Origin of the sequence: Capillibacterium thermochitinicola (assembly GCF_013664685.1) — a bacterium.
Classification (GTDB): domain Bacteria; phylum Bacillota; class UBA4882; order UBA10575; family UBA10575; genus Capillibacterium; species Capillibacterium thermochitinicola.
In genome coordinates this window covers 1-11,822 of sequence record NZ_JAAKDE010000012.1, presented here as the reverse complement: position 1 = coordinate 11,822, position 11,822 = coordinate 1, and the positions used below count along the sequence as shown (strand labels likewise).

General features: G+C 54.2%; 16 protein-coding genes. 15 read left to right on the top strand and 1 reads right to left on the bottom strand.

The window, feature by feature from the left end; genetic code table 11:
- The first annotated feature begins 55 nt into the window (after positions 1-55).
- From gcvH to G5B42_RS05905, 15 genes are all read left to right on the top strand, one after another.
- Positions 56-433 (top strand): glycine cleavage system protein GcvH, encoded by a 378-nt coding sequence (gcvH, locus tag G5B42_RS05975; RefSeq protein WP_181339548.1) that lies wholly within the window; start codon positions 56-58, stop codon positions 431-433.
- A complete protein-coding gene (locus tag G5B42_RS05970) occupies positions 433-1,299 on the top strand; it encodes a lipoate--protein ligase family protein (protein ID WP_181339547.1) in 867 nt (288 codons plus the stop codon). Before gcvH ends, G5B42_RS05970 begins: the two co-directional genes overlap by 1 nt.
- Entirely contained in the window at positions 1,296-1,517 is a 222-nt protein-coding gene (locus G5B42_RS05965) for a DUF951 domain-containing protein (RefSeq protein ID WP_181339546.1), read from the top strand. The genes G5B42_RS05970 and G5B42_RS05965 overlap by 4 nt, the downstream gene beginning before the upstream one ends.
- Before the next feature lie 108 nt (positions 1,518-1,625).
- Positions 1,626-1,910: a 30S ribosomal protein S6 gene (gene rpsF, locus G5B42_RS05960; RefSeq protein WP_181339545.1), complete on the top strand. Its 285-nt coding sequence runs from the start codon at positions 1,626-1,628 to the stop codon at positions 1,908-1,910.
- A 33-nt stretch (positions 1,911-1,943) separates the two neighbouring features.
- Entirely contained in the window at positions 1,944-2,366 is a 423-nt protein-coding gene (locus G5B42_RS05955) for a single-stranded DNA-binding protein (RefSeq protein ID WP_181339544.1), read from the top strand.
- Positions 2,367-2,391: 25 nt separating this feature from the next.
- Positions 2,392-2,619 (top strand): 30S ribosomal protein S18, encoded by a 228-nt coding sequence (gene rpsR, locus G5B42_RS05950; RefSeq protein ID WP_181339543.1) that lies wholly within the window; start codon positions 2,392-2,394, stop codon positions 2,617-2,619.
- A gap of 122 nt (positions 2,620-2,741) precedes the next feature.
- Positions 2,742-3,062, top strand: a complete 321-nt coding sequence (locus tag G5B42_RS05945) for a MazG-like family protein (protein WP_181339542.1) — start codon at positions 2,742-2,744, stop codon at positions 3,060-3,062.
- Positions 3,063-3,123: 61 nt separating this feature from the next.
- Positions 3,124-3,576, top strand: a complete 453-nt coding sequence (gene rplI, locus G5B42_RS05940; RefSeq protein WP_181339541.1) for a 50S ribosomal protein L9 — start codon at positions 3,124-3,126, stop codon at positions 3,574-3,576.
- Positions 3,577-3,649: 73 nt separating this feature from the next.
- Complete coding sequence (lonC, locus tag G5B42_RS05935) at positions 3,650-5,572, top strand: Lon family ATP-dependent protease (protein WP_331274066.1); 1,923 nt, start codon at positions 3,650-3,652, stop codon at positions 5,570-5,572.
- Between the two features lie 109 nt (positions 5,573-5,681).
- Positions 5,682-7,028, top strand: a complete 1,347-nt coding sequence (gene dnaB / locus G5B42_RS05930) for a replicative DNA helicase (protein ID WP_181339539.1) — start codon at positions 5,682-5,684, stop codon at positions 7,026-7,028.
- A gap of 17 nt (positions 7,029-7,045) precedes the next feature.
- On the top strand, positions 7,046-7,375 hold the full coding sequence (locus tag G5B42_RS05925; RefSeq protein ID WP_181339538.1) for a hypothetical protein: 330 nt from the start codon (positions 7,046-7,048) through the stop codon (positions 7,373-7,375).
- A gap of 93 nt (positions 7,376-7,468) precedes the next feature.
- Positions 7,469-8,029: a GerMN domain-containing protein gene (locus tag G5B42_RS05920; protein WP_181339537.1), complete on the top strand. Its 561-nt coding sequence runs from the start codon at positions 7,469-7,471 to the stop codon at positions 8,027-8,029.
- A gap of 143 nt (positions 8,030-8,172) precedes the next feature.
- Positions 8,173-8,805: a transcription factor FapR gene (fapR, locus tag G5B42_RS05915; protein ID WP_181339536.1), complete on the top strand. Its 633-nt coding sequence runs from the start codon at positions 8,173-8,175 to the stop codon at positions 8,803-8,805.
- Positions 8,798-9,727 (top strand): enoyl-[acyl-carrier-protein] reductase FabK, encoded by a 930-nt coding sequence (fabK, locus tag G5B42_RS05910; RefSeq protein WP_181339535.1) that lies wholly within the window; start codon positions 8,798-8,800, stop codon positions 9,725-9,727. Before fapR ends, fabK begins: the two co-directional genes overlap by 8 nt.
- Before the next feature lie 25 nt (positions 9,728-9,752).
- A complete protein-coding gene (locus G5B42_RS05905) occupies positions 9,753-10,418 on the top strand; it encodes a DUF6062 family protein (RefSeq protein ID WP_181339534.1) in 666 nt (221 codons plus the stop codon).
- A gap of 118 nt (positions 10,419-10,536) precedes the next feature.
- Here G5B42_RS05905 and G5B42_RS05900 read toward each other — a convergent pair.
- A partial coding sequence (locus tag G5B42_RS05900) for a xylulokinase (protein WP_181339533.1) occupies positions 10,537-11,822 on the bottom strand: 1,286 nt, incomplete at its 5' end.

The window sequence follows — 11,822 nt, the reverse complement described above, 5'->3', positions numbered from 1 at the left end:
ATAAAAGTCTGGTACTTAGTCCGCGTGCGGAATATAAAAAATGGGGGTTTGAGAGATGATTCCGTCCGATTTAAAGTATACTCCGGATCACGAGTGGGTCAGGGAAAAAGGTGACCGGGCCACCGTTGGGATCACCGAATATGCCCAAAAAGAACTAGGTGACGTTGTGTATGTGGAACTACCGGCGATTGGCGAAAAGGTAAAGGCCAAAACAGAAATGGGCAGTATTGAATCGGTAAAAGCGGTTTCGGATATTTATGCCCCTCTGTCCGGAGAGGTTTTAGCAGTGAACGAAGAATTACAATTCAACCCCGAACTGGTCAACCAGGATCCTTACGGTAAAGGCTGGATTGCCGAGATTGAGATTACCGACCGCGAAGAGTTGAAAAAACTGCTGAGCGCTGAAGAGTACCGGAAATTGATTGGTGAGTAATGACCGGACGTTTTCTTCCGTGGACGGCCGGCCCGGCCGCCTGGAATATGGCAGTGGACGAAGCGCTGCTGACCAGCTACTTACAGGGGACGGCGCCGGTCACCCTCCGTTTTTACGGCTGGGATCCGCCCGCCCTTTCCCTGGGTTATCTGCAGGCTCCTTTGTCGGCGGCCCGGCAAGCCCGTTGCCGGCAAGCCGGCGTGGAGTGGGTCCGCCGCCCGACCGGCGGACGGGCGGTCTTTCACCAACACGAGATTACATACGCTTTGGTCACCGGGGAACGCGAGGGGTTCTCCGGTTCAGTTTTAGCTGATTACCAGAAGATTGGCCTGGGTTTGCAGCGCGGTTTCGCCCTCCTCGGGCTCACGGTCGAAATGGTGTCCGGGCTCCGGTGCGGCAAGGGGGTACGCTCCGAGGATTGCTTTGCCGCTCCGTCATGGTATGAGTTGACCTATCAAGGAAAGAAACTGGTGGGCAGTGCACAGTTGAGACGGGGAAAGGCCCTTCTGCAGCACGGGTCGATTCTGCTCACTTATGACCCCTGGTTTTGGCAGGAGGTTTGGAGGGAGGAAGCGCGGCTGGAGGCGGCCGAAACGGCAGCCGTGCCGGAGAAGGTTATTGGTCTCAAGGAAGCCTTTGGTGCGCTGCCCGATCCCCCTGTGGTGATCGCCGCCTTGCGCCAAGGGTTAAGCGAAGTGCTCGGAATTAACTGGGAGGAGGGTTCTTTAACCGCGGAAGAACGACGGTTGGCCGCCCGGCTCCAGCGTGAGAAGTATGCCAACGCCGATTGGAATAACCGGCGGGGAAGAAGGGAAGTCGCCGGTGGCGGAATTTGCCCTGCCCGGAAGGAGGGAGCAAGCGGATGAAGGAACCACTTAAACTTGCCCTTGGTGACCAGGTGCAACTCCGGAAACCGCACCCCTGCGGCGGTACGGAATGGGAAGTTTTACGTGTCGGGATGGATATTCGGCTTAAATGCCTGACTTGCGGACGGTTGGTGCTCATTCCCCGCGTAAAACTGGAGAAAGGCATAAAAAAGATTGTCCGTGCCGAGTATCCGAACAACACTTTTAATAGCCTCTAAACGCGCAGACTTGTCTATTTTAGTATTAAATGTTATAATTTTAGCCGTGTGCTTCCCTGCCTCGCGAAGAGCGAGGCCGCAAGTCCAGAGGGAGGAGGTGTCTACCGAATGACTTATGAAAGCGTCATCATCCTTTCTCCTCAATTAGATGAGGAGGCTTTGGAGAATGCCATCAACCGGATTCAAGACGTCATCAAAAATGGCAATGGTGAAGTAACCAAGGTTGACCGGTGGGGCAAACGGCGCCTGGCCTATGAGATTAAAGACCTGACGGAAGGTTATTATCTGCTGGTCGAGATGGACGCGCCAAGTGCGACCGCGCAAGAACTGGACCGGGTGCTCAGGATCTCCGATGATGTGATCCGTCATTTGATCGTCCGTCGAAACACCTGAACAACCTGTTTATAGGTAAAGGTGGTGTTTTTCATGAATCATGTCATTTTAATTGGCCGATTGACGCGGGACCCGGAATTGAGGTATACGCCCAACGGGGTTGCGGTTGCCAATTTTACGCTGGCGGTGGATCGCCCGTTTTCCAATCAGGAGGGGGCGCGCGAAGCCGATTTTATCCCCGTTGTCGTTTGGCAGAAGTTAGCCGAGACCTGTGCTAACCATCTGCATAAGGGACGATTGGTGGCCGTGGACGGACGATTGCAAATCCGGAGTTATGAAACACAAGATGGCCAAAGACGTCGCGTGGCGGAAGTGGTGGCGGCCAATGTGCAATTTTTGGACCGGGCCGGCGAGGCGCGGCGAACCACGCCCACCGGTGATGCCGGTAGCGACGCTTCCGATGATCTAGGCGGCGATGATTTTGGCGAAATTAATCTTGACGATCTTCCCTTCTGAGTGAGGGTTGGATGGAGGTGAAATTTTGGTACGGGAAAGAGGCCGGAAGAAAAAACGGGTCTGTAATTTCTGTGTCGATAAAATCGAATATGTTGATTATAAAGATGCTGCTCGATTACGGAAGTTCATTACGGAACGGGGTAAAATTCTTCCCCGTCGGATCTCCGGGAACTGTGCCCGCCACCAGCGGCAATTAACGGTGGCAATTAAGCGGGCGCGACAAATTGCATTGCTCCCCTATACCAGTGATTAATGGGGTAAGAAAACGGAGGCCTTTAAGCGCCTCCTTTCTTTTTCCTCCGCTTTTTCCCAAAGGAGGCCGGAAGGAAAATCTACTCTGGTGTGGAATAGAAGTTTTAGCAAGGAGGGTTGCTCATGACCCGCCCCCAACAGGAAGTAGATATTGCCCGTAAGCTTCACACCATAGAATGGCTCAAGAGCGAACTGTTGGAAGGGGTGTCTTTGTTTTTCAAGGCCTTGCTCGGGAATAACCGGCAAGTGATCACGAAAGCCTTGGCGACGATCATCCTGACCTGTTATTTCCTGGGACGGCGGCTGGGCATCGGCCTCCAACAGGTAGACCAGGCGATTGAGGAACAACTCCGCCACCATTTGGCGGAGGAACATCAACTGGAAGACTGGTACGGCGATTTATCCGCTTGTTTAAATTACCTGCAAGGGAAAAAACGAGGATAAAATTTGAGTGAAGCCGGGCGAGCTAATGTTGTATGCTGTGATATAGGAGGTGGTGTTGACGATGAAGGTGATTCTCTTAAGTGATGTTAAAGCGCTGGGTAAAAAAGGCGATTTAAAAGAGGTGAGCGCGGGTTACGCTCGTAATTTTTTATTTCCGAAAAAACTGGCAATGGAAGCAACACCAGGGAACCTGCGGAAGCTGGAGGAAGAACGGGAGCGGCAGAAAGTGCAAGCGGCACGTGACGAAGCAACCGCCCGTCAACTGGCCGCGCAGTTGGACGGTTTGACTTTGACTTTCCAAACCAAAGCGGGTGAAGGAGGAAAACTGTTCGGCTCCATTACCGGAAAGGATATTGTCGACCGGATTCAGCAGGAAACCAAGATTGAACTTGACAAAAAACAACTTAACCTGCCTGAGCCAATTAAAACCGTTGGTGAACATGAAGTTGTCGTCAACCTCTACCGGGGAGTGAAGGCTACTTTAAAGATCCAGGTGACAGCGGCTGAAGGTTAAGAAGAGTTACGCATTATCTCTGCACGCGTAAAGCCACGGGATAAGGTCTAGGGAGGAATTAATTGTGAAAAGTGTGCTCAGAGGGGTCGACGAGGAGAATTCGGTTTCCGGGGTGACCTGGCGGGACCAGTTCTCCCAGGAAGATCAGTTGCAACGACAAGTGACAGCCCTTTATACGCTCTTGGCCAATCTTTACGGATCGGACAAACTGGTGATGAAAGCAGGGAAACTTGATGCGCTTAAACTGATGCGTTCGAAAGTTTTAACCGAACGCGTCCTTGCTTTACAACGGCTGGTTTACGAAGATCCTACTTTGGATAAAGTGCCGCAGGAAACGGAGATCCCTTCCGTTCTGGACGATATTGAAGAAGAGATTGCCGATCTGATCGCCCGCAAAACAGTGGAAGACAAGATCGAGAAGAAGATTGCCGAGCGGATGCAGACCCGGCATGAAGAGTATGTCAAAGAGATCAAACTGCAAGTATTAAAGGAAGTTTCCGGGCCGGATAACCCTTACACCTTAAAAAAATATGCCGAACTGGAGAAACTGGAGCAAATTTCGTTATCCCGCTCCGCCCTGGAGAAGCTGCGGCCCGCTTCTTTGGACCAGGTGGTCGGGCAGGAAGCGGCCATCCGGGTGCTCCTTTCTAAGTTGGTCTCGCCCTACCCGCAGCATGTGATCGTTTACGGCCCGCCCGGGGTGGGGAAGACCACCGTGGCCCGTCTCGTTCTGGAAGAGGCGAAGCGGGTCGCATACACCCCGTTTGCGGCGGATGCGCCCTTTGTGGAAGTCGACGGGACCACGCTGCGCTGGGACCCGCGGGAAGTGACCAACCCGCTCTTGGGTTCGGTGCATGATCCCATTTACCAAGGGGCGCGGCGGGACCTGGCCGAGAGTGCCATCCCCGAACCCAAGCCCGGTTTGGTGACGGAAGCCCACGGGGGGATCCTGTTTATCGACGAGATCGGTGATATGGATCCGATCCTGATGAACAAGTTATTAAAAGTACTGGAAGACAAAAGAGTCAAATTTGATTCGGCTTATTACGATCCGGATGATCCGGGTGTTCCGAAGTATATCAAAAAGCTCTTCGAAGAAGGGGCCCCCGCCGATTTTATTTTGGTGGCGGCGACGACCCGGGATCCGTCGGAGATTACCCCGGCACTCCGTTCCCGTTGTGCCGAGGTCTTTTTCGAACCGTTGTCGAAACAGGCGATTGAACAGATTGTCATCGGGGCGGCCGAACGCCTCGGCGCGCAGCTGGATCCGGAGGTTCCCCGGATCATCAGTGAGTATTCGATTGAAGGCCGGAAAGCCGTGGGGATGTTGGCCGATGCTTATGGGTTGGCCCTGTACGAGCAGTACAAACACAAGCCCGACCTGACCGTGCATATCCGGAAGGAGGATTTGTTGGAAGTGATCCGCACCAGCCGGATGACACCCCTCACGAAAGCACGCGGGAGCGAACAGGGCGAGATTGGCAAGATCTACGGTTTAGGGGTCAGCGGGTTTGTCGGGTCGATTATTGAGATCGAAGCGGTCAGTTTTCCGGCGGAAAAAGGCAAAGGGAAGATGCGGTTCAACGAAACGGCCGGTTCCATGGCGAAAGATTCGGTCTTCAATGCCGTTTCGGTGGTCCGGCTCTTAACGGGCCTGGATGTAAATGATTATGATCTCCATGTTAATATCATCGGTGGCGGGAGGATCGACGGACCCTCGGCCGGGGTTGCGATCACGCTGGCGATTATCAGTTGTCTCCTGCAGCGGCCGATCCGCCAGGACATCGCCGTGACCGGTGAAGTTTCGATCCAGGGCAAGGTGAAAGAGGTCGGCGGCATCTTCGAGAAGATTTATGGTGCCAAACAGGCCGGGGTGAAGGAAGTCTTTATCCCGGCGGAGAATAAAGAGGAAATTCCTTCTCTGCTGGACGGGATCCGGGTCCGGACGGTGTCGACGGTGAAGGAATTGATGGACTACGTTTTTGTCACCCATTGAAACGGGCCAGATAAAGGTGGATGTTGTGGATGATGAGAGCCGCAGTTTTGTGCGGCTTTATTTGTCAATGGAGTAGCAAAAGATTACCTTTGCGCAAGGAGGGGTAGACATGAGTGATGGGATGTTGCTGGACCGGATCCCTCCCCAGAATCTGGATGCGGAGCGCTCGACGCTTGGCGCGATGTTTCTGGAGAAAGAGGCTATTTACCGGGCAATGGAGATCTTACGCCCGGAGGATTTTTATAAAGACGCCCACCGTCTGATCTACCAGACGGTTCTGGACCTGACCAACCGGGGTGAACCGGTGGATCTGGTGACGGTCACGGAGGAACTCCGCCAAAAAGACCTGATGGAGAAGGTTGGAGGGGTTACTTACCTGACCGAACTGGCCAATGCGGTGCCGACCGCCGCGCACATTGAGTTTTACGCCCGGATTGTGGAAGAAAAATCTCTGCTCCGCCAGTTAATTCACGCGGCGACGGAGATTGTGACCCTCGGCTACGATTCCCAGGACGAAGTGGGCAATATCCTTGACCGGGCCGAACATCTGATCTTTTCCATTGCCAACCGGCGAAGCGGCCGGAACATGGTTAATCTGAAAAACATATTAATCGAGACCTTTGAACAGATCGAAAAGCTTTACGAATCCCGGGGCTCGGTGACCGGTATTCCGTCGGGTTTCAGCGATCTGGACCGCTTGACCGCGGGGTTTCAACCTTCCGATTTAATTATTCTGGCCGCCCGCCCCAGTATGGGAAAGACGACTTTTGCTTTGAATATCGCCGGCCATGTGGCGGTTAATCTGAAGATTCCCGTGGTCATCTTTAGCCTGGAAATGTCCAAGGAACAGCTGGCGATGAAACTGCTTTGTTCCGAAGCGGGCGTTGATAACCAGCGGATCCGGACGGGAAACCTCCAAGAAGAAGACTGGCCCCGCCTCTCCCACGCTCTGGGCCGGTTGAGCGAATCGACCATGTTTATTGATGACTCCCCCAGTATTTCGGTGTTGGATGTGCGGGCTAAAGCCCGCCGGATCAAATCCGAGTATGGCTTGGGTTTGATCATCATTGACTATCTCCAACTGATGCAAGGGCCCAAACGGATCGAGAACCGGCAACAGGAAGTCACCGAGATTTCGCGGGGTTTGAAAGCGTTGGCCCGGGAGCTTTCCGTCCCGGTAATTGCCCTTTCCCAGCTATCACGGGCGGTCGAACAGAGACAGAACAAACGGCCGGCCTTGTCCGATCTGCGCGAATCCGGCTCTCTGGAACAGGACGCCGATCTGGTCTGTTTCCTTTACCGGGAGGATTATTACGAACCGGAGACCGAGAAGAAAAATATCACCGAGTTTATCCTGGCCAAGCACCGGAACGGGCCCTTGGGGACGGTTGAATTCCTCTTCCAGAAAGAGTATAGTAAATTTATGAGTTTGGAAAAGTTCCGTAAACCAGTTTAAATAAGGAGGCCTCCGGATTGACACCGTTTGAGATCATCATTATTGCCGACGGGGAGGCCAAGGCCAGTTGTACCCAAGATCTTGATTTGAAGACACAGATCCGGTATCTGGCGCAGGGACTGCTCCTGGCCTACGGGGAGCAACTGGCGGTAGAATTCCTTGATTTACAACGGGATCAGGACCATCCCCTCGTCCGGCAAGCGCTGGCCGCCGGGAGAAAGTTTCCGCTCCTCCTTATAAACGGGGAGGTTAAGTTTGAAGGGGGGATCCCCCTGTTGGCCTTGAAGACCCTTTTCGACCGGGCGGGTTTGGTCCCTTGGACGGCGAGAGAAGAAGAGAGAAGATAAAAAGTGGCTCCAGGGGTAGAATAATAAGCGGAAAAACGTACTTTCTTCAGGAAAAAGCTTGAATTAAAGTTTAAAAGACGGAGGGGATTGCTGATGCGAAAAACCGGCTCTTTGGTCGGGGTCCTCCTGGTGCTGGCTCTGTTGTTTGTACTCTTTATATCCCCCGGTTACCTGCGGCGCGCGGCAAATCCACCGGATAGCCCACAGCTTCCGGAAGAACCGGCCCCGACGGAACGTGAACGGGAAGTAACCCTCTACTTTCCGAACCAAGAGTATATTCAGACCGGCCGGTCCGACCTGCCGATGCTGAAGACGGTAACACGTAAAATAAAAGCCACCGACGAAAACTTGGTCGTAAAAGTCCTGGCGGAACTCCGCAACCCGCCGACGGAAGAAGGACTGACCACGGCCCTCCAGGATAAACTGAAGATCCTCTCCGCTTGGCAGGATGGGCGCCGGGCTTATGTCGATTTTTCCAGCGAAAACCTGTCTGGAGGTTCGCTCCAGGAGACCCTGCTGGTGCACCAGATTGTGAAGACCTTGACCGGCCTCCCCGGAATCGAAGAAGTGCAATTTCTGGTGGATGGGGAAAAACGGGAAAGCTTGATGGGGCATATCGCCACCGATGAACCGCTGGGGGCCGAGCGTCTATAAAAGAAAGAAGGGAAGCAGAGCCTCTCCCCAACGGGAAGAGGCTTTTTGCATGGGCGGAAAAGAAAGACTGTTCAAAGGGGAAATTTTCCGCTATAATCATAAGTAGATCTTAGGACTTAGTAATAAAATAAAGGGATGAGAAGATGACGGGAAAACGCCTGACAAAAGAGGTGCGCCACCAGACTCTGCTGAGCAAACTGGAGGAAAATCCGCTCCTCACCGATGAGCAGTTGGCCAAGGAGTTGGGCGTCAGCATCCAAACCATTCGCCTCGACCGTTTGGCTTTGGGGTTGCCCGAAATGAAAGAACGGGCGAAAAACCTCGCCTCGCGGGCGCTCAGCGGTGAGTACTATCCGGCTTCCCTGGAAGTCGTGGGTGAGTTGCTGTACTGTGAACCGGGGGTTGGCGGCTTATCCCGGATGGTGGCGGAACCGGGGATGAGTTTAACCAGGTACAATGTGATCCGCGGCCATTACCTGTTTGCTCAGGCCAATTCGTTAGCGGTGGCGGTGGCCGATGCGCCTCATGCCTTAACCGGCTCGGCCAAGGTGGAGTTTCCCAATCCGGCCAAAGTCGGAGAGGTCCTCACGGCGCGGGCCCGGGTTTTGGAAAGGCGGGGACGCCGCTTTATGGTCGAAGTGGTGACCAAAGTTGAAAGTAAAGAGGTTTTCCAGGGTAAGTTCTTGATTTTGGCCTTGGACGAAAAATCCCTGGCCGAAGGGAAGTTTGGTGTCGCAGGAAAAGCAACCGGCAACGGGAGGGAAAAAGATGATTAAAAAATCACGAATCACGACGTTACTGGGGATCAAATACCCGATTATCCAAGGGGGTATGGCCTGGCTCGCCACGGCCGAGCTGGCGGCGGCGGTTGCCAACGGTGGCGGCTTGGGGCTGATTGCGGCGGGGAATGCGCCCGGCGACTGGGTCCGGGAACAGATCCATAAGGCACGCGCGCTGACGACAAAGCCTTTCGGGGTAAACGTGATGCTGCTCTCCCCTTACGTCGACGAGGTTATCCGGATCATCATCGAGGAGAAAATACCGGTGATTACGACCGGGGCGGGGAACCCCGGTAAATATATGCCGGCCTTGAAAGAGGCCGGGGTGAAAGTGATTCCGGTCGTCAACTCGGTAAGCCTGGCAAAAAGGCTGGAGAAAGCAGGAGTTGATGCGGTGATCGGCGAAGGAATGGAAGCGGGCGGACATATCGGGACGGAAACCACCATGGTTCTCATCCCGCAACTGGCCGATGCCCTTGAGGTTCCGGTGATCGCAGCCGGTGGCATTGCCGATGGCCGCGGGATGGCCGCCGCTTTTGTCCTGGGGGCCGAAGGGGTCCAGGTTGGTACCAGATTTATCTGCGCGGAAGAATGTATTGTCCATGAAGACTATAAAAAGATGGTGCTCAAGGCGACTGACCGTTCTACGGTCATTACCGGCCAGAGCACCGGACACCCGGTCCGGGTCCTCAAAAACAAGCTGGCTAGGCGGTTCCTGGAGGCTGAAGCGGAAGGGGTACCCCCGGCCGAATTGGAAGCGATGGGCGCGGGCAAGTTGGCCGCCGCCTTCCATGGCGATGTGGAGGAAGGATCGGTGATGGCGGGACAATCGGCCGCTCTGGTCAACCGGATCGAACCCGCCGCCGCGATCATTGAAGAGATGGTCAGTAAATGCCGGGAACTGCTGGGCGACTGCTGACGAAGCGTAAGGGAGAAGGTTGAATTTGAAGCCAAAGGATGTCATTGTTTATAATCTGGAGCAAGCCTTGGGAGCAAGCCGGTGTCCGCTTTGCCACTGTCTGGCCGCAGCGACCAAACGGTATCTGGCCAATTTTCTTTATGAATCGGTCAACGACCCCCGGATCCGGGATCAGCTGCGGGCGGCGGGCGGTTTCTGCCGCGAACACTCCCGTGTTTTGCAACGGATGGGGGATCCTTTGGCCCATTCCATTATCTATGCGGATTTAATTGAGGCCTGCTGTGCTGAACTGGACCAGACCGCAGGGGACGCGCGGAAAGGCCATTCCCTCTTGCGGGCGGATAAGGAACGGGCTTGTGCCGTCTGCCAGGAAGAAGCAGCGATGGCAGACCGCTATGTTGATGGGTTGCTCGGCGCACTTCGCAATAGTGCCTTCCGCGAAAAATACCGGCAGGAGGGTTGTCTGTGCCTGCCCCATTTCCGGCAGGTTTACGACCGGAGCCGCAATAATGAAGAGCGGGCTTTTCTGGTCGAAGTACAAACCAGTTACTTATCCCGCTTAAGCGGCGAACTGAAGGAGTTTATCCGGAAGTCCGATTACCGGTATGCCCACGAACTGCCGGGAACCGAACGGGATGCCTGGATCCGGGCGGTCCGTTTCTGGGTTGGCCCGTTGGATGGGGAGGCTTAAACGAAACGGTAAACGGTGACAAAAAGATAGCATAAAAAAAAACGGCCCTGGTTAAGCGGGGCCTTTTTTATGGGCAGCATGGGCGCACTTGAACCGCCAAGCGAAATGTCATCGCGGGTCAATAGTTTTCGACGGCGGCTTTTTCGATCTTCAGCCCGGCCTTATAGCGCCGGAGAAACAGGTTAAAGCCTTCCACATCCTCCGCTTTGGGTGCGATGAAACTCAAGGCCTCTTGGGCGAAGACTTTTTGGTCCAGGTAGGCCTCGAGGGTTTCTCCGTACGTTTTATTTTGCATATAGGCTGCCAACAAGGCAATACCCCAGGCCCCGCCTTCGCCGGCGGAAGCCATCACCGCCACCGGGACGTTGAGGGCTCCGGCCATTAACTGTTGGGCGACGTCTTTTGTTTTAAAGAGACCGCCATGGCCCAAAAGGCGATCGATCCGTACTTGTTCCTGGGCGAGGATATCCATCCCGATTCTTAAGGTACCCAGCGTGGAAAAGAGAAGAGTGCGCATGAAGTTCCCCAGGGTAAAACTGCTGTTTTGCTTGCGTAAAAATAGCGGGCGCCCCTCCTCGAACCCGGTTATATGCTCGCCGGACAAATAGTTGTAGGACAGAAGGTTGCCGCCGTCCGGGTCCGCCGTAAGCGCCTTGTTATACAACACAGAATAAAGTTCATCCTTACCCGGGTTCTGCCCCATATTTTCCAGAAGTTCCTTGAACAGGTTTATCCACGCGTCGATCTCCGAGGAACAGTTGTTGCAATGGACCATGGCCACCGGTTTGCCGCACGGGGTGTTGACGATGTCAAGTTCGGGATAGATCCTGGATAATTCTTTCTCCAAGACCACCATGGCGAAGATCGAGGTTCCGGCGGAGACATTGCCGGTCCGGGGCGCGACGCTGTTGGTGGCTACCATCCCGGTTCCGGCGTCGCCTTCGGGCGGGCACATGGGGATACCCGGTTGCAAAGTACCGGTGGGATCGAGCAGTTTTGCCCCTTCGGCACTTAAGTAACCGGCATGGTCGCCCGCGGTTAGCACTTTAGGCATAATTTCTTCCAATTTCCAGTTGTAGTTCTTACCGGCAATAAGCTGTTCGAACTGGCGTAACATGCGGGGGTTATAAGTATTTAAATTACTATCGACCGGGAACATCCCGGAAGCGTCCCCGACCCCCAGAACTTTTTCCCCGGTCAGTTGCCAGTGGACATAACCGGACAAGGTTGTCATATAGGCAATGTCTTTCACATGTTCCTCACCGGAGAGAATGGACTGGTAAAGATGGGCGACACTCCAGCGCTGAGGAATGTTGAAGTTAAATTCCTTACTTAAAATTGCGGCCGCTTCGCCAGTTATGGTGTTCCGCCAGGTGCGAAAGGGAACGAGTAATTCTCCGTTTT

Coding starts and splice junctions, on each gene's coding strand:
- gcvH (WP_181339548.1), top strand. CDS start 56: ATGATTCCGTCCGATTTAAAGTATACTCCGGATCACGAGTGGGTCAGG.
- G5B42_RS05970 (WP_181339547.1), top strand. CDS start 433: ATGACCGGACGTTTTCTTCCGTGGACGGCCGGCCCGGCCGCCTGGAAT.
- G5B42_RS05965 (WP_181339546.1), top strand. CDS start 1,296: ATGAAGGAACCACTTAAACTTGCCCTTGGTGACCAGGTGCAACTCCGG.
- rpsF (WP_181339545.1), top strand. CDS start 1,626: ATGACTTATGAAAGCGTCATCATCCTTTCTCCTCAATTAGATGAGGAG.
- G5B42_RS05955 (WP_181339544.1), top strand. CDS start 1,944: ATGAATCATGTCATTTTAATTGGCCGATTGACGCGGGACCCGGAATTG.
- G5B42_RS05945 (WP_181339542.1), top strand. CDS start 2,742: ATGACCCGCCCCCAACAGGAAGTAGATATTGCCCGTAAGCTTCACACC.
- rplI (WP_181339541.1), top strand. CDS start 3,124: ATGAAGGTGATTCTCTTAAGTGATGTTAAAGCGCTGGGTAAAAAAGGC.
- dnaB (WP_181339539.1), top strand. CDS start 5,682: ATGAGTGATGGGATGTTGCTGGACCGGATCCCTCCCCAGAATCTGGAT.
- G5B42_RS05920 (WP_181339537.1), top strand. CDS start 7,469: ATGCGAAAAACCGGCTCTTTGGTCGGGGTCCTCCTGGTGCTGGCTCTG.
- fapR (WP_181339536.1), top strand. CDS start 8,173: ATGACGGGAAAACGCCTGACAAAAGAGGTGCGCCACCAGACTCTGCTG.
- fabK (WP_181339535.1), top strand. CDS start 8,798: ATGATTAAAAAATCACGAATCACGACGTTACTGGGGATCAAATACCCG.